14 protein-coding genes, 1 tRNA gene and 1 other RNA gene are annotated in these 24,133 nt (G+C 62.2%); 8 read left to right on the plus strand and 8 right to left on the minus strand.

Annotation, left to right across the window (positions count from 1 at the left end):
• Positions 1–147 precede the first annotated feature (147 nt).
• Entirely contained in the window at positions 148–735 is a 588-nt protein-coding gene (locus IPM84_21680) for a sigma-70 family RNA polymerase sigma factor (protein ID MBK9095317.1), read from the minus strand.
• A 242-nt stretch (positions 736–977) separates the two neighbouring features.
• Here IPM84_21680 and IPM84_21685 point away from each other — a divergent pair, with 242 nt between their 5' ends.
• The 4 genes from IPM84_21685 to IPM84_21700 all read left to right on the plus strand — a co-directional run bounded on the left by IPM84_21685 (position 978) and on the right by IPM84_21700 (position 9,484).
• Positions 978–4,676 carry a DUF11 domain-containing protein gene (locus IPM84_21685; GenBank protein MBK9095318.1) on the plus strand — a complete coding sequence of 1,233 codons (3,699 nt, stop codon included), beginning with the start codon at positions 978–980 and terminating at the stop codon, positions 4,674–4,676.
• Positions 4,564–5,895, plus strand: a complete 1,332-nt coding sequence (locus IPM84_21690) for a hypothetical protein (GenBank protein ID MBK9095319.1) — start codon at positions 4,564–4,566, stop codon at positions 5,893–5,895. Before IPM84_21685 ends, IPM84_21690 begins: the two co-directional genes overlap by 113 nt.
• Before the next feature lie 275 nt (positions 5,896–6,170).
• Complete coding sequence (locus tag IPM84_21695) at positions 6,171–8,129, plus strand: DNA primase (protein MBK9095320.1); 1,959 nt, start codon at positions 6,171–6,173, stop codon at positions 8,127–8,129.
• Between the two features lie 29 nt (positions 8,130–8,158).
• On the plus strand, positions 8,159–9,484 hold the full coding sequence (locus IPM84_21700; GenBank protein ID MBK9095321.1) for a sigma-70 family RNA polymerase sigma factor: 1,326 nt from the start codon (positions 8,159–8,161) through the stop codon (positions 9,482–9,484).
• A gap of 78 nt (positions 9,485–9,562) precedes the next feature.
• On the opposite strand, the gene IPM84_21705 is transcribed toward IPM84_21700, so the two are convergent.
• Positions 9,563–10,714, minus strand: coding sequence for an ATP-binding protein (locus tag IPM84_21705; protein MBK9095322.1), 1,152 nt, complete (start codon positions 10,712–10,714; stop codon positions 9,563–9,565).
• A 266-nt stretch (positions 10,715–10,980) separates the two neighbouring features.
• Between IPM84_21705 and IPM84_21710 the strand changes: the two genes are divergently transcribed.
• The 4 genes from IPM84_21710 to ssrS all read left to right on the plus strand — a co-directional run bounded on the left by IPM84_21710 (position 10,981) and on the right by ssrS (position 15,827).
• Positions 10,981–11,053: transfer RNA gene (locus IPM84_21710), tRNA-Asn, on the plus strand.
• A 75-nt stretch (positions 11,054–11,128) separates the two neighbouring features.
• Positions 11,129–12,160 carry a homoserine dehydrogenase gene (locus tag IPM84_21715; protein MBK9095323.1) on the plus strand — a complete coding sequence of 344 codons (1,032 nt, stop codon included), beginning with the start codon at positions 11,129–11,131 and terminating at the stop codon, positions 12,158–12,160.
• 24 nt (positions 12,161–12,184) lie between these two features.
• Positions 12,185–15,580 (plus strand): carbamoyl-phosphate synthase large subunit, encoded by a 3,396-nt coding sequence (gene carB / locus IPM84_21720; protein ID MBK9095324.1) that lies wholly within the window; start codon positions 12,185–12,187, stop codon positions 15,578–15,580.
• A 68-nt stretch (positions 15,581–15,648) separates the two neighbouring features.
• A non-coding RNA gene (gene ssrS / locus IPM84_21725) (6S RNA) lies at positions 15,649–15,827 on the plus strand.
• A gap of 49 nt (positions 15,828–15,876) precedes the next feature.
• Here the strand turns inward: ssrS and IPM84_21730 are convergent.
• The 6 genes from IPM84_21730 to IPM84_21755 are packed head-to-tail and all read right to left on the minus strand — an operon-like array spanning position 15,877 to position 24,105.
• The gene (locus tag IPM84_21730; GenBank protein MBK9095325.1) at positions 15,877–16,950 is read right to left on the minus strand and encodes a radical SAM protein; all 1,074 of its coding nucleotides are present in this window, start codon (positions 16,948–16,950) and stop codon (positions 15,877–15,879) included.
• Positions 16,951–16,954: 4 nt separating this feature from the next.
• Positions 16,955–18,478, minus strand: a complete 1,524-nt coding sequence (locus IPM84_21735; protein MBK9095326.1) for a radical SAM protein — start codon at positions 18,476–18,478, stop codon at positions 16,955–16,957.
• An 18-nt stretch (positions 18,479–18,496) separates the two neighbouring features.
• A complete protein-coding gene (locus IPM84_21740) occupies positions 18,497–19,987 on the minus strand; it encodes a radical SAM protein (GenBank protein ID MBK9095327.1) in 1,491 nt (496 codons plus the stop codon).
• A gap of 16 nt (positions 19,988–20,003) precedes the next feature.
• The gene (locus IPM84_21745) at positions 20,004–21,446 is read right to left on the minus strand and encodes a cobalamin-dependent protein (GenBank protein ID MBK9095328.1); all 1,443 of its coding nucleotides are present in this window, start codon (positions 21,444–21,446) and stop codon (positions 20,004–20,006) included.
• Positions 21,447–21,478: 32 nt separating this feature from the next.
• The gene (locus tag IPM84_21750) at positions 21,479–22,645 is read right to left on the minus strand and encodes a radical SAM protein (protein ID MBK9095329.1); all 1,167 of its coding nucleotides are present in this window, start codon (positions 22,643–22,645) and stop codon (positions 21,479–21,481) included.
• Complete coding sequence (locus tag IPM84_21755) at positions 22,636–24,105, minus strand: radical SAM protein (GenBank protein ID MBK9095330.1); 1,470 nt, start codon at positions 24,103–24,105, stop codon at positions 22,636–22,638. The genes IPM84_21750 and IPM84_21755 overlap by 10 nt, the downstream gene beginning before the upstream one ends.
• Between the last annotated feature and the right edge of the window lie 28 nt (positions 24,106–24,133).

The following is a 24,133-nucleotide window of genomic DNA, read 5'->3' on the forward strand; positions in this document are numbered from 1 at the left end:
ATGGGTGCATTAGAGTTTATGCACAATAGTGTGAACAAACTCTATTTTACGCTAAAGTGCGGGACTTGCCAAACAGTGGAAGGGTGATGAGGAGCCGCCCGGCGGTTCAAGCCGCGGCGGGTACACAAACGGCCCGGATGTCCGGCATCAGGAATAGGCCACCCGGGGCGCCAGGCTGAAGTTGGGCAGAACGAGGCGATCGCGCAGGCGGGCGCGCCCGCGCGCGATGCGGGATTTGACCGTGCCCAGAGGGATGCCGACCAGGTCGCTGATCTCGTGGTAGTTGTAGCCCTCGATATCGCTCAGCACAATCACCAGGCGCTGGTCATAGGGCAGATCGGCAATGGCCGTTTCGATCTGATGGCGCAATTCCCGGCGCAGCGCGTGATGCTCAGGCCCCTCGCCCGGGTCAATCATGATCGTGGCACGTTCGGGCTGTTCTACCAGGCTCTCCAGCGAGGTGACGGGGCGCCGGCGCATGGCGCGCAGGCGATCATAGCAAGTGTTGATGACAATGCGCAGCAGCCACGCCTTGAAAGAGCCACCCCGATACTGGTCGAGCTTGCGGTAGGCTTTCACAAACGCATCCTGGGTGGCATCCGCGGCCAGATCGGAATCGCTCAGCACCCGGCGGGCCACGCTGTAGGCCAGGGTTTGATACGTTGTCACCAGTTGGTTGAACGCGTGTAATTGGCCTGCACGCGCCGCCACGATCAGTTTTTGCTCGTCTAACATACGCCACACTCGCAGGAAATGGATTGAACGATGGTCAGGTCTCAGTCGGGAAGGGCACGGGCGGATTGGCTCACGCTGTCACCCTGATTATGCCATCGCGGCGCCGGCAGCACATCCGGCGGATTATTCAGGGTTCTCTACGCCGTTTGGCTGAGAAAGACCGGGGAAAGTAGCGCAGACCGCACACCCTGCCACGGCCGGTGTGGTATAATACGCGGACTGACCATCAACGAGAGAAACCTATGCGTAACGCCCTACTTTGCCTCTTGGCAGCCCTACTCCTAACCCTTTCGACCAACGCCAGCGCCGGAGTACCCTATCCGGTCGTCACCCTGAGCAAAACCGTCTCGCCCAACTCCGTGGCGCCCGCCGCGGCCGTGACTTACAACATCACCTTGACCAACAGCGGTGACGTGGCCGCCAACGATGTCAGCGTCACCGACATGCTGCCCGCCGGTTTCAGCTACCGCGCGGGTACCACGCGCATCTACCGCAACGGCGTCCTCATTCGCTCGTCTGACCCCAACGTCAGCGGCCGCAGCCTGACCTGGAGCGGGCTGACTGTGCCTGCGCGGCGCGGAGACAGCTTCTACGGCATCAACACCTTTGTCCAGGAAAACTGTAACATCAACACGATCACCTGGCAGTTGGACCGCGCGCGCGAACTGATGGGGTACCATGCCCTGGCCAAGCAGTTCTTCTACGGCATCACCAATAACACCGGCGGCCCCGAATCGTGCTGGCTGGATTATGTCAATGCCGCTTATGACCGGGGCTTCGATGTGCTCCTGCGCCTGCAAGGCACGCACGATGGGGCCAATTGGGTCAAGCCACAAGCGGACTGGGCCGGCAATTACAGCAGCGTGGCACAGGCGTTTCGCCGCGTGGTCGCGGGGCTGCCCCGGCGCGACGGATTCACGCTCTACATCCAACTCTGGAACGAGCCAAACCTGAACCTGGAATGGAGCGGCGCGGCCAATGCCACCGAATACGCCCAATTCCTGGAGCAGGCGGCCGGCGCGATCCGCTCCATCGGCGATAGCCGCATCCGCATCGTCAACGGGCCGCTCTCGCCCGGCGGCAACATCAGCCCGGTGACCTTCATCAATCAGATGTTCACGGCCGCGCCCAACGCCCGCTGGGCCTTCGATGTCTGGGGCACGCACCCCTACCCATCCAATCACCCACCGGAGTACAACGTGCATCGTGGCACCGCCGGTCAGCCGCAGGCCACCATTGACACTTACCTGCGCGAACTGAACGCCCTGGCCACCTGGGGTCGTCGCGACGTGGATGTGATTCTGTCTGAGACGGGCTACCAGCTCGGTGACGGCATGTTCACCTGGGAAGGCTACCCGATCATCACCGAAACCAACCGCGCCGATTACATCACGCGGGCCTTTCGCGACTACTGGCAGGGTTGGGCCGAGGTGCAGGCCGTGGCCCCCTTTGAATTGAATGACCCCAGCGGTGGCTGGGCGGTCTGGGATTGGATCTCAGCCAACGGTACCCCGCACACGCAGTTCACCAGCGTGCGCGGTCTGGACAAAACCAGCCCCTACGCCAGCGCCAGCCTGGTCATCAGCTTTGGGGCCAACGCGGCCAGCAGCGGCGGCGCCTACTACAACGATGTCAGCGCCACCAGCTCCAACACCACCATTGCGCCGCACAACCAGGTGGCGCCGGTCATCGTGCGCCAGCCAACGCCGACGCGCACGCCGACGAGAGCCGCCACGCCCACCGTGACACCGACACCCTCGCACACCCCCACCCTGACCCTCACGCCGACGGTCACCAACACACCGACCAGGTCGCCGACGCCCACGGCGACGCCAACGCACACGCCCACCGCCTCCGCGACGCCGACGCGCACACCCACCGTCACGCCAACAGCAACCCCCACCGCGACGCCGACGCGCACGCCGACAGCAACCCGCACCGCGACGCCCACGCGCACGCCCACCGCGACCCGCACCGCGACGCCGACGCGCACGCCCACCGCGACCCACACCGCGACGCCCACGCGCACGCCCACCGTCACGCCAACGCCCACGCTGACCTCCACCGCCAGCCAGACACCAACCGCCACGCACACCCCGACCATGACGCCAACGCCAACGGGCACCGTGCCGACTGCAACCCCCACGCCGACACTGACGCCGACGCCGCTTCCCACGGCCACGCCCAGCGCAACCCCCAGCGCAACACCAACGGATACCCCCACCCCGACTCCCACCGCAACCCCTACGGCCTCGCCGACCGCCACCCACACGCCGACCGCTTCGCTGACTCCCACGGTCACCCACACGCCGACGTTTACGCCAACGGGTACCAACACACCGACGTTTACGCCAACCGGTACCGACACCCCAAGTGCGACGCCGACGCCGACGCCAAGTCCAACGCCGACGCCGACGATCACGCCGACGGCTTCACCGACACGCACCGCCACCCCCACGCGCACCCCCACCCACACGCGCACCGCCACGCGCACGCCGACGATCACCCCAACGCCAACGGCCAGCGCCACGCCGGTGGGCGTGCTCGGCATTCTGCGCGTGGGGCAGGAGCCGCAAGGGCTGGCATTGGATGGCGCCGGGCGCCGGCTGTTTGTGGCGAACGGTCTCAGCGGCAATGTGTCCGTGGCCAACCTCGACACCAACCAGATCGTGGCCACATTGGGCCTGGGCGGCGCCGCGGGGCCGGTGGGGCTTGATTTCGACCCGGCGCGCCAACGCCTGTATGTGGCCGCCCGTTTCAGCGATGTCCTGGTGGCCGTGGACGCGCCGCCGGGCCTCACGGGCGAAATCGTGGGGGCGGTCCTGGTGGGCGTCAGCCATCAACCGGTCGCGGCCGCGGTCGAAGTCATCAGCGGGCAAGTGCTCGTCGTTGGCGCCGGTGACAGTTCCCTCGCGCTCGTAGACGGGGCGGCCGTTACTCTGACGGAGATTCGACGCATCGGCAGCGGGCCGCTGGCGATTGCGCGGCATGACACCGCGCCCAGCTTTCTCATCCCCCATCGCCTGGATGACACCGTGGGCGTCTACGACGAACGGGGATATTTGCGCTTTCTGATCCCAGTCGCCGGCGGGCCGATCAGCGTGGCAGTGGACAGCGTGCGCCAGCGCGCCTATGTGGCCGCCCAGGATGGCTTCGCGATCGCGGTGATTGACCTGGCCAACGCCGCGGTGGTCAACACCGTGCCGCTCAACTGTATGCCAGGCGCCGTGGCCGTCAATCCCAACAATGGTCGTTTCTTCGTCGTCTGCCCAGACGAGCGCGCCGTTCACTTCTTCCAGGGTGGCGCCGACGCCTGGCTCTACTGGCTGCCGGTGGGGAATGACCCCAGCGCCATCCTGCTCGATCCGTCCACCAACCGACTCTATGTCAGCAACCGCGCCGATGACACGGTCACGATCTTGCAGGACGAAGGGCCGGTGGCAACGCCGACGCCCCTACCCTACCGTGTCGCCAACCAGCGGCAGCACGTCAACCATGACACCAACCCCCACGAGTACCCCTGGCCCCAGCGCCACACCGACAGCCACGCGCACTCCCGGCCCCACGCCGACACCGACGCCGACCGCCACGGTCACGCCCACGCGTACCCCCGGCCCCACGGTGACGCCGACCGCCACGCGCACCCTTGCTCCCAGCGCTACGCCAACGCTCACGCCAACGCCAACGCCGTTTGGGTCTTGCACAGCCCAGCCGGATACCTTCGAGCCGGACGACACGCCGTCCGCTGCGCCGCCCACGTTTCCTGGCCCCTACACGCAGTTGCACAGCTTTCATCGGGCCGGCGACGCGGATTGGAGTCGCGTCGAGGTGCAGGCCGGGGTCATCTATCGCCTGCAGACGCACCTGCTCGGTACCCTCGGCGACACGCGGCTGGAGCTGTGGAACGAAAGCCTGAACATCCTGCTGGCCGAGAACGATGATTGGATCCTCTCCGCGCCCGACTCCCTGATCCAGTGGGTCGCGCCCTGGACCGGCGCCGTGTACGTACAAGTGGCGCAAGCTCACGGGCAAGGCGGCTGCGACAGTGATTACACCTTCCAGATCACCACGGTCACGCCCAACTTCGTGCCACTCATGCTGCAGGCGCCAGCCGCCGAATTGCGTGACGAGATGATGACCCCAGCGCCAGCCGCCGAATTGCGTGGCGAGATGATAACCCCAGCGCCAGCCGCCGAATTGCGTGGCGAGATGATGACCCCAGCGCCAGCCGCCGAATTGCGTGACCAGGATGCGGCGCCGACGCTCGACGAGCCGACCTTCAGCCACGCCGTGGTTGCCGTCAATCCCGTGGATGGGAGCCGTATCCTGGGGTCCGGGCGCACCCTCATCATCGGGGACGCCGCCGGAACCGCGCGCCAGCAGATTGAGCTGCCCGGCGATCTCGTGGCCCTGGCCGTGGACGCCAACGGCCAGAATATCTTTGCCAGCACGTGGGCTGCGCCAGGCGCTGCGCCCAACCACCTGGGCACGGGTGGCCGCTTACTGCGCCTGGACGCCCGCAGCGGCGCGGTGCAGGCCATCTCTGCGCCATTGGCACGCTTGGGCGGGTTGGGGTTGGCGGGTTCGCAGGTATGGCTGGCCGAGACCGGCGCCGATCGCCTGCTCAGGCTGGACGCCACGACCCTGGAGGTGGTGCAAACCATCCACCTGGCGCCGGCGCCGTGGGTCGTGGTGGTCAATCCGGTCGCGGCGCGCGTTTATGTGGCCCTGGCCGGCAGCGATGAAGTGGCCCTGCTCGATGCCAACCGCGGTGACCTGGTCAGCCGGGTAGCCGTGGGAGGCTTCGGTCATCCCCTGGCGCTGGCCGCAGATGTGGCCGGAGGGCGCCTGGCGGTGCTCTTCTGGCGCGGGCCACACTACGGCGAAGTGGCCTGGCTCGATGGCGCGACCGGGACGCCGATTGGCGCCCTGCTGCCCACGATCACCCACCCGCTGGCTGGGGCGCAGGCGCTGGCGTTCGATCCGAGCACGGGCGAACTGCTCATCAGCGATCGGGCAGGCATACAACGCTTCGCGGCGGCCGACGGGCGCTTCCTCGGCAGCCTACCGGCGCCGCTGGTCACATCGCCGTTTGGCCTGGCCCTGGACGCCGGCCGGCAGCGCATCGTGAGCGGGGTCGCGATCCATCCCATCCGCTAACCCAGGCAAGCCAGAACAAAATAGGACGGTCTCCGCCATGAATTGGCCCCATTGTTTTCGTGCAATTCGTAGCAGGAGAGTCTGTGCTCCCTGTGCAAGAAGTCAACGCTCCGGCCGCAAGCCGCACGTTGCGGGCGAGACGCCCGCGCTCCCAGGGCGAAACGGACGTACTCCGGCCGCAAGGCTTGGCGTTTTGGGTGTTCACCGATATAATTACGGGGAAGCCCTCCGTAGCCAGTTCGTAGGGAGGGCATTGGCTCTCAGAGGTACCGGGCATGAGCGTGGTAGACGACATCAAAGGCCGCCTCGACATCGTGGACGTTATCTCGGCATACGTCCCCCTCAAGAAAGCCGGGCGCAACTTCAAAGGATTGTGCCCATTCCATGCCGAGAAGACGCCCTCGTTCGTGGTGTTCCCAGACAATCAAAGTTGGCACTGCTTTGGCTCCTGCGGCATAGGCGGCGATCTTTTTTCTTTCATCATGAAAAAAGAGAAGCTCGACTTTGGCGAAGCGCTGCAGGTGTTGGCGCAGCGGGCCGGGGTGGAGTTGACCGCACACGGCGAGGAAATCTCGCCCGAAGAGCAGAACCGTGAGCGGGTGCGCCAGGTTTTGCAAACCGCGGCCGCCTACTTTCACAATCTGCTGCTGACCGCACCGGCAGCGCAGATCGCGCGCGACTATGTGGGCCGGCGCGGGTTGAACAGTGACACGCTGGCTCGCTTTCAGTTGGGTTATGCGCTCGATGACTGGGAAGCGCTCAAACGCACCCTGCTGGCACAGGGCTACACCACCGATCACCTGTTGGCGGCCGGGCTGCTGATCCACAACGAGGAGCGCGGCAGCATCTATGATCGCTTCCGTCACCGTCTCATCATTCCGATCCGCGATGTGCAGGGCCGCGTGATCGGCTTTGGGGCGCGTGCTTTCGACGACATCCCGCCCAAATACCTCAACTCACCGCAAACGGTGGTGTTCGACAAAGGTCATGTGTTGTATGGACTTGACCAGGCGCGGCGCGCCATTCGGGATGCCGGGCATGTCGTCATCGTCGAGGGTTACATGGATGTGCTGGCCGCGCACCAGTACGGCGCCAGCAACGTCGTGGCCTCCATGGGCACGGCGCTGACCGAAACGCAACTGCGCCAACTACGGCGCTACACCAACGAATTCGTCCTGGCCCTGGATGCCGATGACGCCGGTAGTCAGGCCACCATTCGGGGCGTCGCCCTGGCCCGGCAAGCCCTGGAAAAAGAGACGGTGCCGGTGCCCACAGCCAGCGGCGCCGTACGCCAGGAGGCTCGCCTGGCCGTCAACGTGCGGGTGATGACTCTGCCCCAGGGCTTTGATCCGGACGACCTGATCCGCCAGGACGTGGCACAATGGCACGCCCTGGTCAAGGCTGCGGCTCCCCTGGTTGATTTTCTGTTTGGGGTGGCCGTGCAGGAGAACGACCTCAACACGGCCAAGGGCAAGGCCACCGTGGTGCGCGAACTCGTGCCGTTGATCCAGGAATTGGCCGACCCGATCGAGCGGGCGCACTACGTGCAACGCCTGGCACGCCTGACCCAAGTAGACGAGCGCACCATTCAACGCGAAATCGAACGCCAGGCCGCCGCCAGTGCAGCGGCCGGCAACGCAGAACGGCAGGCCCGTCATGGCGGCCCCACACGCCTGATCCGTACCGCGCCCGTCACCCTGGCGCCCAAACCGGGCGATGGTCTGGCCGGCTATATTTTGCAACAGGTCATGCTGCAGCCGCACCTTCTGCCTGAGGCCGATCGCCAACTGGTTGCCATGGGCTTCGTGCCGCTGGGCGAGAGCGATTTTGGCCGCAGCGAACAGCGCACCTTGCTGCAGGTGCTGACCGACCTGCGTGGCCGCGGTGAGACGTGGCAACTGCCTACCCTGCAAGAAGATGTGCCGCCCTTCCTGCGGGCCTACCTGGCCGACCTGGTAGCCGGACTGCAAGCGCGGCCATTGGTTGCCCTCGACCAGGCCGCGTACGATCTAATCAATGTCGTGTTGCGTTTGCGCCAGAGCAATCTGCAGCAGCGCTTGCAAGAGCTACGTCATCTGCAGGCCGACGACGCGGGGACACAGGCCGAAGCCAGCGATGGCGAGCGCATTTACCGGGGCTTGGTAGACGCCCATCGCCGCGACCTGGGCAAGCTCCAGGTCGCCTTGAGCCGCCGTTCCCTGTTGTCACAGGATGGGCAGCGCCCAACTCCCTAGGCCGCCGCGCTGACAGGAACTGAGAACCTATGATGGAGAAAAAGAGACGACCCTTGCCAGGGTCAATCTCAACGCCAACCGCAGCGGAAGCTACCGCCGCGCCGGTGAAGGAGCGACGCCGGCGGCGCAGCGGCAGCCCTGCGGCCGCGACAACGGCGCCTGAAACAATGACCGCCATCACCGCGCCCGTTGCCACAGATGTGCGCACGCGGGTGCTCGCCGCGCGTCACCCTGACAGGGAGAAAGCGCAGAACACGCACCACGTTCAGATAGAGGTTGATGAGGAATTTGCCACCGAGGTCGCAGCCGACGCGGCCAGGCCGATCGAGCAAATTCTGAAAGAGACGCATGACTACGCGAGCGTCGGCGACCCCGTGCGCATGTATCTCAGCGAAATTAGTCGCCATGCGCTGCTGACCACCCTACAGGAAGTTTCGCTGGCCGAGGAGTTGCACGCCGGGCTGGCGGCCGCATCTCGTCTACGGTGGGCCGACCTGACCGACGCCGAGCGCGCCACGCTGGAGCAACTTGTGCAGAAAGGCAATGCCGCCCGCTGGCGGTTGGTGCAGAGCAACCTGCGCCTGGTCGTCAGCATTGCCAGGCGCTACCTGAGTCGCGGCATTTCATTCCTGGATTTGATCCAGGAGGGCAACATCGGCCTGCTGCGCGCAGTCGAAAAGTACGATGAGACGCTTGGCTTTCGCTTCAGCACGTATGCCACCTGGTGGATTCGACAGGCCGTTTCGCGCGCCATTGCCGACCAATCACACACCATTCGGATCCCTGTGCATGTGACGGAGAACATCAACCGGCAGACACGCCTGCAGTATCAATTCATGCAAGAACTGGGCCGCAAGGGCACGCCGGAGGAGATCGCCCGCGCGATGGAATTTCTGTCGGTGGAAGACTCCGCGGCCATCGAAGCGGCCCATGCCAGCGGTCAAGCGCTGCCGCCGGCCCTGGAGCAGCGTTGGCAGCGCGCCGCCGCACGCGTGCGCGAACTTGCGCGTGCCTCCGAAGAGCCGATGTCGCTGGAAAGCCCGGTGGGCAGCGATAACAACAGCTACCTCGGCGATTTTATCGAGGACAACGGTATGCTTGGCCCGGCCGACGAAACTAACCGCCAACTGCTGCGCGAACAGATGCGCGATGTGCTGGCCGCGCTGACCGACCGTGAGCGCCGCGTGCTGGAGATGCGTTTTGGACTGAACGACGGCATCAGTCGCACGCTGGAAGAAGTGGGACTGGAGTTTGGCGTCACGCGCGAGCGCATCCGCCAGATCGAAGCCAAAGCCCTGCGCAAGCTCCGCCACCCCATGCGCAGCCGGCGCCTGCGTGATTACCTGAGCTCCTGAGCCTGAATTCCTCGGACATTCTGTCAATCCCGTGAACCCTGTCGAATTTCCAGGCAGGTTGAGCAGTTGCGCCTGGGGTTAAGATGGGATGCGATCCAGGTGACGCCAACTGATGAATGCACCGGTACTGGTTTGCATTGACTGATCCCCGCCGTAGACCACAAAACCTTGATCCTCTGGCAGATCCGCCAGCGCCCGCCAGTATTTGAGATTGTCAAAATAGCTTATAGACATCGTCTTGCCGGCTTTGATCTCAACCGGCGTAATTTCTTCACCATCCACTAGCAGACAATCAATTTCCTTGCCATGGCTATCCTGCCAGAAAAAGGGCTGACGATTCTCGCCGCGGTGAAAACTGCGTTTGATGAACTCGTTGATCACCAGATTCTCGAACAATGCACCTTTCAGGTAGTGTAGATTGATCTGATCCGCGTCGCGAATGCCCAGCAGTGAACAAGCGACGCCCGTGTCGTAGAAATAGAGTTTGGACGATTTGACCAGCCGCTTGTTGAAATTACGATAATAGGGTAGTAAACGATACAGAATGAATGAGCTTTCCAAAATGGAAAGCCAGCTCCTGGCTGTGTTCGGGCTGATACCAGCATCGCTTGCCAGGCTGGCGTAGTTGAGCAGTTGACCGACGCGCCCGGCGCACAGCCGGGTAAACTGAATGAAGGCGTTGTAATCCCCGATGTTCTTGAGCAAGCGTACATCTCTTTCGATGTACGTCTGGATGTAGGCCGGGTAAAAATCGGTGGGAGCCATGTCACGGTCGTAAATGCGCGGATACTGGCCCTGGAAGATGACGCTTTCCAGCCGCTCGGCATCCGGCTTCAATTCGGCAAGGGAAAACGGCAGCAGGTGTAGAACCGCAGTACGCCCTGCCAGGGTCTGGCTAATTTTCTCCATCAATAGAAAGTTCGATGAACCGGTCAAGATGAACTGAATCTGTCGGTTCCCGTCCACCAGCCCTTGGATGTAGGAAAGGAGATCGGGCGTGTGTTGGATTTCGTCCAGGATGGCGCCGGCAGGGTAGTTGGCAAGAAAACCGCGAGGGTCGGTCAACGCAATCTGGCGCATATCCGGTTCTTCCAGGGAGGCGTAGGGCATGGCCGGAAAGGCAGCACGAACGAGAGTGGTCTTGCCAGACTGGCGCGGCCCGGTGAGGGTGATGACCTGGAATTTCTGCGCCAGGGCAATGATTTTGGCTGTCAGGGTTCTTGCGATCATGAGAACGCTCCATTTTGTCGAAACGAGAAACCAGGAGATACGCAACCAGAGTGAACAGCCCCATTGTATCACATTTTGCACAAATATGCAATTGGATTGCAGATTTGTACAAGTCGAAGTCCAAGGCAAGGTGCGATTCCTCTGCGCTCTCTGCGCTCTCTGCGGTGAAAAATCTGCGGCGAAAAATGAGATTACGCTTGGAATTGCTGGTGACGACGCCAAAAATTTGACAGCCCATTGCAGGTGAGTATAATTCGCTTTGTCCTTCCTCGATAGCTCAATTGGCAGAGCAAGCGGCTGTTAACCGCTAGGTTCTTGGTTCGAGTCCAAGTCGGGGAGCCTAACCATCCATCACAAGAGCAGCGAAAACGCTGCTCTTTCTGTTATACTGCAACGGAAAGCAGGTATGTGTCCATGTCCCAGACGATCCGGGTTGCGCTTGTCGGCCTCGGCCATGTTGGCCGGGGCTTTCTTACGCTCATGCTCGACAAGAAGGACACCCTCGCCTCTCGCTTTGGCCTGAGCATCAAGCTGACGGCCGTGGCGGATAGCTCCGGGGCCGTGCTCGACGCGCGCGGCATTGACCCGACCCTGCTTTTGCAGCACAAACTGACCCACGGCGGCATCGGCACGTTCCCCTATGGCGGCAAGCCGGGCCTGGCCGCACCCGACATGGTCAAACGGGCCAAGGCCGATCTGCTCCTGGAGGCATCGCCGGTCAACATGGAAAGCGGCCAGCCAGGGCTGCACTGTCTGCGCCTGGCGCTGAGCCAGGGCTGGCATGCCGTGCTGGCCAACAAGGCGCCCCTGGTATTGGCCTATCAGGAGCTGAGCGCGGCCGCGGCGGCACAGGGCAAGCACCTGGCCTTCAGCGCCACCGTCTGCGGCGCGCTGCCTGTGGTCAACATCGGGCGCCGCGATCATGTGGCGGTGCGCTACGCCAAGATCGAGGGCGTGTTGAACAGCACCAGCAATTACATCCTGACCACCATGGAGGCCGGCAAGACCTACGCGGAGGCGTTGCGTGAGGCGCAGGCCGAGGGTGTGGCCGAGGCCGATCCTGCGCTCGACGTGGATGGCTGGGACACGGCCAACAAACTGACCATCATCGCCAACAGCGTGCTCGACTTCCCCTGCACCATCACCGATGTGGAGGTGCGGGGCATACGCGGCATCGGCCCGGAAGACCTGCGCCGCGCCCGCAGCCAGGGCGAGGTCATCAAACTGCTGGCTGTCGCGCTGCCCCTGGGCGCCGGCTACCGCTTGAGCGTACACCCGGCGCGCCTCCCCCTGCCCCATCCGCTGACCACCGTCAACGGCTGGGAGATGGGCGTTGTCTGGCACACCGACATCATGGGGGTGCAGTTTGCCAAGGTGGACGAGCGCGGGCCGATTCCCACGGCCGCGGCCATGCTGCGCGACGTGATCAACATCAGCCGCGGCTAACAGCGGCGGCGCACAGAAGAACGAATGCCAAAACGAACCGACATCCATTCCATCCTGATCCTGGGCGCCGGCCCCATCGTCATCGGCCAGGCGGCCGAGTTCGACTACAGCGGCACGCAGGCGGTCAAAGCCCTGCGGCGCGAGGGCTACCGCATCATCCTGATCAACTCCAACCCGGCCACGGTCATGACCGACCCGGAACTGGCCGATGCCACCTACGTGGAACCGCTGACCATCGAGATCGTGGAGAAGATCATTGCCCAGGAGCGCCCCGATGCCCTGCTGCCCACGGTCGGCGGGCAGACGGCCCTCAACCTGGGGGTGGCCCTGGCCGAGCAGGGCGTTCTGGCCCGCTACGGCGTGCAACTGATCGGCGCCAGTCTGCGTGCGATGAAGGTGGCCGAAGATCGCCAGCTCTTCAAGGAAGCGATGCTCGGCGCCGGGCTGAGTGTGCCGCGCTCCGGCCTGGCCGCCACGGTCTCTGAGGCGCTCACGATTGCCGCAGAGATCGGCAGCTTTCCACTGCTCATCCGTCCCAGTTTCACCCTGGGCGGTTCCGGTGCTGCCATTGCGTACGATCGCGACGATTTCATCGAAAAGATGGAATTCGGCCTGCGCGAAAGCCCGGTCCGTGCCTGCCTGGTCGAAGAATCGGTCCTGGGCTGGAAAGAATTCGAGCTGGAAGTGATGCGCGACCACGCCAACAACTTCGTGGTGGTCTGTTCGATTGAAAACCTCGACCCCATGGGCGTGCATACCGGGGACTCGATCACCGTTGCGCCGGCGCAAACCCTCACCGACAAGGAATACCAACGCCTGCGCGACCAGGCGCGCCTCGTCATGGAGACGGTAGGCGTTGAAACAGGCGGCAGCAATGTGCAGTTTGCCGTCAATCCGGCCGATGGCCGCGTGATCATCATCGAGATGAACCCGCGCGTCAGCCGCTCCAGCGCCCTGGCCAGCAAGGCGACCGGTTTTCCCATCGCCAAGATCGCGGCCCTGCTGGCTGTGGGCTACACCCTGGATGAGATCAAGAACGACATCACCCGCGAAACGGTGGCCGCGTTCGAACCGAGCATTGACTATGTCGTGGTGAAAATTCCACGCTGGGCGTTCGAGAAATTCGCCAATGTGGATCCCACCCTCGGCCCGCAGATGAAATCGGTGGGCGAGGTGATGGCGATCGGGCGCACGTTCAAAGAGGCGCTGCTGAAAGGGCTGCGCGCGCTCGAATGGAAACCGACCCATCTGGCCCCCGGCGCGCTGGGAGACCTGGCGGCGCGACTGAGCGCGCCGACACGCGAACGGATCTTCCATACCTTCAGCGCCCTGCGCCAGGGCGTTGACCAGGCGCAGATCGCCGCCTGGACTGGCTTCGATCCCTGGTTCGTCGCACAGATGGGGCAGATTGTGGACCTGGAACAGGCCATTGCCCACCACACCCTGACCAGCCTGCCGGCCGAGCTGCTGCGCCAGGCAAAACGCTTCGGGTTGGCGGATCAACAGATTGCGGCGTTGGTGGCAGCGGAAAAAACATCGAAGCCCACAGCCCACAGCCCAAACACGGCGTGGGAGGGTCAGCAACCTCAATCCGGGAGCTGGCTGCAGACGCCAGAACAGGCGGTGCGGGCGCTGCGCAAGGCGTTGGGCATTATGCCGACCTATCAGCGGGTGGACACCTGCGCCGCCGAGTTCGAAGCGTACACGCCCTATCTTTACAACAGCTATGAAACGCAGGATAAAACGCCGCCCAGCGACCGTCCGAAGGTCATCATCCTCGGCGGCGGCCCCAATCGAATCGGGCAGGGCATCGAGTTCGACTATTGCTGCTGTCATGCCGCGTTCGCCCTGCACGACCTGGGCTATGAAACGATCATGGTCAACTGCAACCCGGAGACGGTGAGCACCGACTATGACACCTCGGACCGCCTCTACTTCGAGCCGCTGACGCTGGAAGATGTGCTGAACATCGTGGAGCGGGAGTTGGGGGAACTCCTAAAGCCTGCAGCCCAAACGCTCATACAGGGCGGCGTGACGCAAGGTTCGCGGGATGACAGCGAGAGCACAGATACGGAGACACAGGCCAGTGGGCTGCGGTCAGGGGTGATTGTGCAGTTCGGCGGGCAGACGCCGCTCAACCTGGCGCGAGGGCTGGCGGAGATGGGGGTGCCGATCCTGGGCACATCATGGAATGCCATTGATCTGGCCGAAGACCGGGGACGCTTCGGCAATCTGCTGGCGGAGTTGGACATCCCCGCGCCGGCCAACGGCATGGCCACTTCCGTGGCCGAAGCCAGGCGCGTAGCGCGACAGATTGGCTATCCGGTGCTGGTGCGTCCCAGTTATGTGCTGGGCGGCCGGGCGATGGCGATCGTGTATGACGACGACACCCTGGCGCGCTTGGTGCAAGAGGCGGCCCAGGCCAGCGAAGGGCGCCCGATCCTGATTGATCAGTATCTCGAAGACGCGTTCGAGGTGGATGTGGACGCGGTGGCCGATGGCGCCCGCGTGGTCATCGGTGGCATCATGCAGCACATCGAAGAGGCCGGCGTGCATAGCGGCGATAGCGCGTGCGTCCTGCCGCCGTATAAAATCAGCTACTACCACCTGAGCATCATGCGAGAGTACACAGAAAAGTTGGGGCTGGCGCTAGGCGTCCGCGGGCTGATGAACATCCAGTACGCGATCAAGGATGACATCGTCTATGTGCTGGAGGTCAATCCGCGGGCCAGCCGCACGGTGCCCTTTGTGAGCAAGGCCACCGGCGTGCCCTTAGCCAAAATCGCTGCGCAGGTCATGGCGGGCCGTTCCCTGGCCGAACTTCGTTTCACCACAGAGCCGCCGATTGACGGCTTTTTTGTCAAAGAAGCGGTGCTGCCGTTCAGAAAATTCAGCGGTGTGGACACCCTGCTGGGGCCAGAGATGCGCTCGACCGGCGAGGTGATGGGGCACGCCAGTCACTTCGGCCATGCCTTTGCCAAAGCGCAAATGGCCGCGGGCGAGCGTCTGCCCCTGGCCGGCACAGCCTTCCTCTCGGTCAACGATTTCGACAAGGGCAGCATCCTCAAGATCGCGCGTGACCTGCATCGCCTCGGGTTCACCCTGCTGGCCACGCGCGGCACGGCCGCAACCCTGGTGCGCGCCGGTCTGCCGGCCGCGCCGGTCAACAAGGTCAAGGAAGGCTCGCCACACGTGGTTGACCTGATCAAGGCAGGGAAGATTCACCTGATTATCAACACGCCCCTGGGGCCAACCGCCTTCGACGACGGCAAGTCCATTCGCACAGAGGCCGTGCGCCACGGCGTGCCCCTGATAACCACGCTGAGCGCGGCGCAGGCTGCGGTGAACGGTATCCGCGCCCTGCAAGGCAAGGAGATGCGCGTGCGCAGCCTGCAGGAACACTACCAACGGCAGGGGTAAAAGGATAATAGTCCTGAAAAACGCCCTTGATTTGCCAGAAGTGACCGGCTATGCTAAACTATGTTCAGAGTACCCTGCGGTGTGCGTGATGTCAACCAAGTGCTCTGAGCCAACACCTGATAATCGGGTGCCGGATGTTCTGGAGGCCAGGCGTTAGCTCCCTGCGAGCAAGGCTGATGTCGTCGGACAGGTACCCACCTGCGCAAGCAGGTTCAGGCCCTATGGCACACGGCACGGCGGGGCACTTTGTCCTTATCAGCGACCACTCTGTTGCCAGAGTGGTCGCTTTTTTGTAACTATACCATGTCTAACGCGACTTTGACCAGGGTTGGCGGATGCAGCAGCATGTTGGTGTAGTTGGCGTTGGCCATGGGGCAGGCGCATTCTTTGGCTGCAATGCTGCGGCGCAATTTTGCCATCTCCGGGCTGAACCAGATCGGCGCCAGGTCATAGTTTGTCTGGCGCAGGTTGCCCACCGGCTCGGCGCGAATGCAACAGCTCCAGATATCGCCGTTGGGGGCGATGTGCGCACTGGCCCAGCCAGCATAACAGTCAATGACCTGCGTGCGTTCCTGCAAGGTGCGCTTGGCCAACTGGTAATACTGGGCGCGAAACGCCTGGGTGAAGCGCGCAATGCCCTTGACCGGTTTCTGTCTCGCTTGGGCGCTCAGGAAATCTGCAACGGGCGCGTACTGCGCGGCCAGCGGAGTGATCCCCCAACCCACCGTGTCCAGTTCGACACGCTCCTCGGCCACCTCGGTGATGTAGGAGTCGGGCGCCAGCTTCTGCAGGCCCGCGTAGGTTTCTTCGAACAGGTGGATGTTGAAGCGCGAGATGACGGTGTGGATGGTGAGCACCAGATTCTTGTGGCGCGGCTGCAGCGCCTTGAGCTGCTCCCAGGTCTTCATGGAGCGTTCCCAGTTACCGTTGACCCCGCGGATGTCGTCATGCACATCGCCCAGGCCATCCAGGCTGAGATTGATGCCGATCTGCGCGCCGGGACAGGCGGCACAGATGCGCGCCACCCGTTCGACCACGCGCTCCGTCAGCAGGCCGTTGGTGGGGATGGTGATGACCTCCGGGCGGCATTCCTCATAGCCGGCAATCACCAGTTCATCCAGATCGGGGCGCAAGAAAGGCTCGCCGCCCGTAAAGGTCATGTAGAACGGCGTACGCCCCAGGTTGTGAAAGACCTGGCGCCACTCAGCGACCGTCATATCATCATTGGGTTTGCGCCAGACATCGCAGGTGCGGCACTTGGAATTGCACTTGTAGCTGATGCTGACCACAATGCTGAAGGGGTACAGGCGCGGCCAGCCAAAGCGACGAAAGGCCCAGTAAGCGGGCAATTTGGGAATCAGGCTAATCATACTGTTAGCCCAGCGGCCGAATGGTCCCTAGCCCCAAGCCGCGGCCGCGAATGGAATGCACGGTCTTCTGGGTGAGCAGCAAGGGATGGCGCGCCCAGAAGCGCCAATCGTTCAACACGCGCTGCACCTTGAGCTGCCAGCCGTTGTTGATGTCGTCCACAAATGCCATCATGTCGGTGACAATCTCGCTGAAGCGTTCGCGCGAGATGTTCTGGACGAAATGATTCTCCGGGCTTTGGTGGCTGAAACGGCTCCAGTCAATCTTGGCCGGCAGCAGGTTGAGCCGTTTGGCCACCTCGTGCTGCGGCGTGCCCGGATAGGGCGTGAAGATGGACATGATGATGTGATTGGGCTTGATTTCCTGCATGAAGCGCTTGGTGGCCTCGATGTCTTCCTCGGTTTCTTCAGGGAAGCCCATCATGAAAAACGCCGACCAGTTCAGCTTGTACTTGGTCATCAACTGGCTGGCTTCTGCCACGCGCTCTGGCGTGGTGGCTTTGTCAATCAACTTCATCATGCGCGCGCTGCCGGTTTCCACGCCAATGTCCACACCGCTGCAGCCAGACTTCTTCATCCACATGACCTGTTCTTCATCCAGCAGATCCACGCGCGTGGTGCAGCTCCAGGAAATGTTGAGTTTGTCATCCAGGATGCGTTTGCACAGATCGAGCGTACGCTTGCGGTTGACCGTAAAGCTGTCATCCCAGAAGGAAATCTCACGCGTGCCAAACGTCTGGATGATGTGCTTGATCTCGCGCACGGTGTAATCCACGGAATGAAAACGCACGGAGCGTCCCCAGGTCTTGTGCTGTTCGCAGAAACCGCAATAGAACGGGCAGCCGCGCAGCGTCACCATGACGCCCAAGTGGGCCGGATCGTAGCGATCGAGGTAGAGCGACAGGTGTTTGGCCGGGAAAGGCAGCACGTCCAGGTTGGGAATCTTGGCACGCGCCACATTGTGGACAACCGCGCCATCTGTCTGGCGCCAGCACAGGCCTTCGATGGCCGCGAACGGCTTGCCCTTGCCTTCCAGGGCTTCCACCAGTTCCAACAGAGTGTACTCGCCCTCTTCACGGACACAGAAGTCAACGGTTGGGTAGCCCATGACCTCCTCAGGCAACACAGTGATGTGCGGCCCCCCCATGACAACGATAGTTTCAGGGTGCTCGCGCTTCCACATCTCAGCCGCTTTGATGGCCGCGGGCCATTTGGGGCTTTTGACCGTGAAGCCAATCATGTCCGGATTGAACTCGCGCAGGGTCTGCATGAATTCCGCCCACACGACGTGGTTATGTTCATCCACTTGCGGCCGCAGGGCATTCAGCCATAATTGGTGGCCGTGCAACAAATTGTCGTACGTCTCGTGACCGATCTCCTCGTTGCGCGCCGGCACCTCGGCGTTGTAGATGCGGACCTCATGCCCGGCCTGTTCAAGCACGCCGGCCAGGTAGCCGCAGCTCAGGGGAAAGTAAATGCTAGAAACCTTCTTCAAGCGTTGAAAGGGTGGATTGATCAGTAATACACGCATCGTTACGTACCTCCTCGCTCACCCCAAGCGCCGGGCGGCCGGGCCACTCCAGGCTGGAGTCTTGGGCGCCGCGCTCAGGTTACCCAGGAAAAAGCGCTTGGCATCGCGCAGGCGTGCCGGCGCATTGCGCCAGGTATCCCACTGAGTCAGGCGCCGGGCCAAACGGTTGGGTCGCATGTAGAATCGGCGATAGGCCTCGTGCCATTTCTCTTCGACATCTTCGGCGCGCAGGCCGTCAACTTGAAAATGCGCCTTGTTGTCTTGAATCGCCAGGTCATGCCAGTCATGGCTGAAGATCTCGGCGCCCATCTCCTCCAGCATGTCCCACAGACGCGTGCCCGGATATGGCGCCGCGATCATGAAGTTCGCCAGGTCAGGGTCAAGCTCCAGCGCAAATTTAACCGTGTCTTCCATGGTTTCAGGCGTTTCACCTGGCATCCCCAGGATGAAAAAGCCCATCGTCTGCAAGCCGGCCGCTTTGGCGTTCTTGAACGCGTCGCGCACCATGTCGAGCGTCTGGCCCTTCTTGATGATGTTGTTGAGCACGCCCTGGTTACCGGACTCCACACCGAAGCCTACGCGCCTGGCGCCGGCGGCCTTCATCAACTGAAACAGCTCGGCGTCGCCATAGTTCACCTTCATGCCATGCACCGTGACCCAGGGCACCGTATTAAGCCCTTCTGCGATCAGGCGCCGGCACAGCTCTTTGGCGCGTTTGAGGTCGCGGTTCCAGATGTCATCGGTGATGCCGATTTCGGTCGCATGCAAGTCGCGCACGAGCCAACGCCATTCGCCCAGCACGTTATCCACCGAACGATTGCGCCAGGTGTCCCCGGTGATGGGCTTGGAGCAGAAAGTGCATTTGAACGGACAGCCGCGGCTGGTTACGATCGTGTAGCTGCGCGAACCCGGAATCAGCCCGTCGGTCAGCGGATTCAGGTTGGTGTAGCGGTCAATCTTGAACAGGTCGTGGGCCGGAAAGGGGATGTTGTCCAGGTCCGGGCGCAGCGGGCGCGCCGGGTTGTGGCGCACGTCGCCGTTGCGATACGAAAGGCCCAAGATCTCTGACCAGCCCTTGTGGCTGAAGCGGCGGGGAGCGGTCGGTGTGGCCTGCAGGCCAGGGTCAAGGTCGAGCATCTGCATGATCTCGATCATGGCGTCTTCGCCCTCACCGCGCAACACCAGGTCAACCTCATCATGTTCCAGCGACTCGGCGGGCTTGAGCGTCAAGTGGGGACCGCCCAGAATCGTCACCGCGCCGGTGGCTTTGGCCACGACGGCCGTTTGCCACGCCTCGCGGATCAACGGCGTGGGGCTGGAAATGCCCACCACATCGAAGTGCTCCCGCTGCAAGACGTCGGCCAATGGCTCGGTTTCAACGGACGCGTCGTACAGGCTCACAGCGTAACCGGCGTGACGCAGCGCGCCCGCCAGATAGCCCAGTCCATTGTGGATGTGCTGGCGCGAATTCCAAACCTTCGACTCTGGACTCGCCAATAAAACTCGCATGATTACCTCATTCAGGTTAGCCCGCGTGCGGCTTGACCGGCAGCGGGCGCAAGGCGGATGGCTCGTCGCGGGTTAGTCCCAGCAGCCGGCGCGCCTTGTTGACATACTTGCGCGGGTCCGTGTATTTCTCGACCACGGCATTGTACGTCCGGCGGGTCTGGTTCTTGAATTTGCGCTTCTGACTGTAGTCGCGTGCCCACTTCAAAAATTCGTAATCCTGGCCCTTGATCTTGGGTTCGGTTGGGTTACGCCGGTACGAGTCATAGTCGGCCACCAGGCTCAGATCGTGCTCCACGCAGTAATCGTAAAGATCAGTGCCGGGGTGCGGGGTGAAGAACGACGGGCTGTAATAGTCCGGGTCTATCTCACGGATCATGTTGACCGTATCCATGACTTCTTCCTTGGTTTCGGTCGGGATGCCCATCATGTAGTTGGCCCAGATGACCAATCCGTATTCACGGCAGACCGTGGCCGCCTCCAGGTTGCGGTCCACGGTGGTGCCCTTGCGCAGGAAGTTCAGGACGCGCTGATTGCCGCTTTCGAAGCCAATGAAGTATCCCTTCAGGCCGGCATCGCGCATCATCTTGACCATATCGGGGTGGCGGGTGATGATGTCGGCGCGACTCTGGCAGAAGAAAGACTGCGTGAAACCTTCCGCCCGATACTTGGCGCAAAACTCGGTGACCCACGCGCGATCCTCGGTCAGGCAGTCATCGTGGAACATGAAACTCTGGAAGCTGTACGTGTCGCGCAGATTTTTCAGCTCGGCGATCACGTTGTCCACACTGCGGCGGCGCACGCGCTTGCCGAAGATGTAATCCTCACCGGGCTTGCAGAACGAGCAGCGATAGGCACAGCCGCGACCGGCAATGATCGTCAGGAAGGGACCGGGCAGTTCTTTGACAAAGGGAACCTCAGGGCTGTTGAGGGTGTAGCCCCAGTTGCGCCATTCACCCAGGAACAGGGCACGATCGGCAAAGGGGATGCGATTCAGGTCGGGCGTTTCCCCGCGCAACACCTTCTGCTCAGGCCGCTTGCCTTGCTCGATCTGGCGCAGCAGCTTGGGGAAGGTGATTTCGCCCTCGTTCGTGATGAGATAATCGGCGTTGGGAATGCGCAGCGAATCTTCCAACGCCAGCGTGACGTGCGCGCCGCCCAGAATGGTGACGCACTCCGGCTTGATTTCCTTGATGATGCTGAGACAGCGTTTGACCGGGTTGTAGTCCACCGACATCATGGTGATGCCAATGACATCCGGGCTGCGCTTCTGAAACTCCTCGCGGAAATGATCCCAGCTCTGCAACGCACGCAGGTCAATCAGATCAATCTCGAAACCTTCGGCCCTGGCACTGGCGCTAATCGAAGACAGGCCGTGCGAAACCCAGCCGGCGTCCATTCCCTGGCTCAAACAGTTGAACCCACGACCCGCAATACCGGGATAAATGAGCGTCGTCTTCACAGAAATACCTCCTCGAAACAATCGGGTGCTGTCTAGTTCAAATTCGTCGTCTGATGCTCGCCAAAACCAACATCAGCAAGAGCAACAAAAGCGCCTGGTGTGCCGTTGTGATGTTCGTCTACTTGCCGGGCGGCCAGACGCTGCGATTCGCCCTGCTCCACCGGCCGGTTGCCCTGGCTGGTGAAAAGGGTCGGCTTCCACCAGGCCCACTCGCTGCACGAATTGCAGGGCGCCAGGTCGTGGATGTCATTGGTCACATGGCGCCGGCGCAGGGTCTGCATCTGCGGCCCATTCCAGTTCTTCATCACGCGCACGCTGCCATCCGGGTCAATGACGTTGCCCAGGGGAAATACGCTATTGAAATCACGATCACACATGGCGATGGAACCATCCCAATAGATGTGAACGTGGTACCACAGGTTGGGGCAGGCGTAGCGTTTGACCGCGGTCGCCGCCTGTCCTGGTCGCAGCTCGCTAATGGCCTCGATCTGATCGGCCCAGGAATCAAAAGGCTTGACATTGATACGATCCACGCCCGGCAACTGCCACGATTGCATGAACTCATCAATCTCGCCCAGCGTCTGCTGCATCTGAATGATCTGCAAGTTGACGTAGGTTTGATAGTGACCCGCCTGCTTCAGTTCGATGAAGCGATGGATGTTGCGATTGGTCTTGGCGTAATCGGCGTTGACGCGGATGGCCTCGTAGGTCTCCGGGCGCATGCCGTCCAGGCAGAGGTAGATCGCATCCAGGCCGGCGTCGAGCAGCTTTTGGGCCTTCTTCTCATCCAGCAGCGTGGCGTTGGTGCTTATCTCGCTGCGCAGGTTGTGCGCACGACAATAGGCCACCATGTCGAAGATGCGTTTGTGCATCAGCGGCTCGCCCCAGATGTGCAGCGTCGTCGCCTTGACGTGCGGCGCCATCTCGTCCACAATCTGCTTGAAGACATCGAACTCCATGAAGCCCTTGGGGCGTAGAACCTCCTTGCGTCCGGTGGGGCACATGACGCAGGACAGGTTGCACATGTTCGTGGACTCGATGTACATTCGATCAGGGTGCGGCACCAGGCGGGTCTGACCGGTGGTGTAGGCCAGCCATTTGACCGGCGCCAACGCCTGTTGGTTGTAGTAACGGAAGCGGTTGCGCACTTTGTCTTGAAAGGTGCGGTTGGCCTCGACCGACGTGAAGCTTACCCCCATGAGTTGGCTCCTGCCCGCTCACGCACCTGGCGGAAACTGCCGAGCATCCCGGCGCCGAGCAGGGCATTACCCAACTGGCGCAGCGGCTTGATGCGTGACACTTCCCACAGTGCGGGGCCAAGCGTCTTGCCGAAGGACCGCTCGTACATGCGGCGGCGCTTGGCCTCATCAAAGCGGCGCCGCGCCTCGATCGCCAGGCCACTCAGGCGCTCGTCGGGCACATCGCTGACATTCATGAACGGCGCAATCTCGGCCGTGTATGAATTGTAGTAATAGGTCTTGGTAAAGTCGGCATTGTACTGCGTCTCAGGATGGCGACGTACCAACTCATCCCACAGGCGCGTGCCGGGGAACGGCGTGGCAATGGAGAACATCGCTTCGGTCAACGGCAGGCTGGAGGCAAACTCGATGGTTTGCTCCAGTGTTTCCTCTGTGTCGCCTGGCAGCCCCAGGATGAAGTAGCCCTTGCTGTCAATACCCGACTCCGCCGTCCACTCGATCGAACGACGCACCTGCTCCAGGCTGATGTGCTTGGCGGTGGCCTTGAGCACATCATCGTTGCCCGATTCGATGCCATAATGAACCTGGCGGCAGCCGGCCGCGTACATCTTCTTGAGCAGCTCCGGGTTGACGCGATCCACACGCGCCAGGCAGCGCCAGCGGATATCCATCTTCTGCTCGATGAAATAGTCCATGATCTTTTCCAGGCGGCGCAAGTCAATCGTGAACAGATCGTCAATGAAGTAGAAGTTGCGCACCTGGTACCGCTGCTGCAAGTGGCGCAGCTCTTCGACGATGCTCTCCGGCGAACGCTGGCGGTAGGTGCGCCCGACCACGCCCTTGAAGCAAAAAGAGCAGTTGTACGGGCAGCCGCGGCTGGAAAGCACGGTCACCATCTTCTCACCATCGGGTGCGTAGAGCGGGTATTTGTCCAATTCGAACAGGTGACGGGCCGGAAACGGCAGCGCATCCAAGTCTTCGATCAACTTACGCTGGGGGTTTTGCACGACCTTGCCGTCGTCTTTCCACCACAAGCCGGCGATGCGACCGTAACGCGTATCACCGGCCTCGATGGCTTGCAGCAGATCGAGCCAGACCTCTTCGCCTTCGCCGTAGATCAGGTAATCCAGATGCGGGTTTTCGATGGTCAGTTGCGGCAAAGAGGTCGCGTGCGGCCCGCCGATGATGGTCGGTACACCCAGGGTCTCTTTGACAATCTCGACCAACTGCTCGATGTGGTGGTAGGAAGTCGTCATGGAAGTGAACGCCACGACATCGGGCTTGTCATCGAAGATCTTTTGCGCGTCTTCGGCCAGGGTCGTGTGCGGGTGCAAGCCAAAATCGTGAACCGCGACCTGGTGCCCGGCGCGCTCCGCCACTGCAGCCAGGTAGCCCAGGCCCAGCGAAGGATAGCTGTTCACCATCTCGTTCCATTTCGGTCCAACCAAAGAAATTTTCATGCATCCTCCTCGTGATCTGTCAGCGTGT

This window comes from Candidatus Amarolinea dominans (genome assembly GCA_016719785.1).
GTDB classification, from domain to species: domain Bacteria; phylum Chloroflexota; class Anaerolineae; order SSC4; family Amarolineaceae; genus Amarolinea; species Amarolinea dominans.

Coding starts and splice junctions, on each gene's coding strand:
- IPM84_21735 (MBK9095326.1), bottom strand. CDS start 18,478: ATGCGTGTATTACTGATCAATCCACCCTTTCAACGCTTGAAGAAGGTT.
- IPM84_21730 (MBK9095325.1), bottom strand. CDS start 16,950: ATGATTAGCCTGATTCCCAAATTGCCCGCTTACTGGGCCTTTCGTCGC.
- IPM84_21705 (MBK9095322.1), bottom strand. CDS start 10,714: ATGATCGCAAGAACCCTGACAGCCAAAATCATTGCCCTGGCGCAGAAA.
- IPM84_21695 (MBK9095320.1), top strand. CDS start 6,171: ATGAGCGTGGTAGACGACATCAAAGGCCGCCTCGACATCGTGGACGTT.
- IPM84_21680 (MBK9095317.1), bottom strand. CDS start 735: ATGTTAGACGAGCAAAAACTGATCGTGGCGGCGCGTGCAGGCCAATTA.
- IPM84_21715 (MBK9095323.1), top strand. CDS start 11,129: ATGTCCCAGACGATCCGGGTTGCGCTTGTCGGCCTCGGCCATGTTGGC.
- IPM84_21700 (MBK9095321.1), top strand. CDS start 8,159: ATGATGGAGAAAAAGAGACGACCCTTGCCAGGGTCAATCTCAACGCCA.
- IPM84_21755 (MBK9095330.1), bottom strand. CDS start 24,105: ATGAAAATTTCTTTGGTTGGACCGAAATGGAACGAGATGGTGAACAGC.
- carB (MBK9095324.1), top strand. CDS start 12,185: ATGCCAAAACGAACCGACATCCATTCCATCCTGATCCTGGGCGCCGGC.
- IPM84_21740 (MBK9095327.1), bottom strand. CDS start 19,987: ATGCGAGTTTTATTGGCGAGTCCAGAGTCGAAGGTTTGGAATTCGCGC.
- IPM84_21685 (MBK9095318.1), top strand. CDS start 978: ATGCGTAACGCCCTACTTTGCCTCTTGGCAGCCCTACTCCTAACCCTT.
- IPM84_21750 (MBK9095329.1), bottom strand. CDS start 22,645: ATGGGGGTAAGCTTCACGTCGGTCGAGGCCAACCGCACCTTTCAAGAC.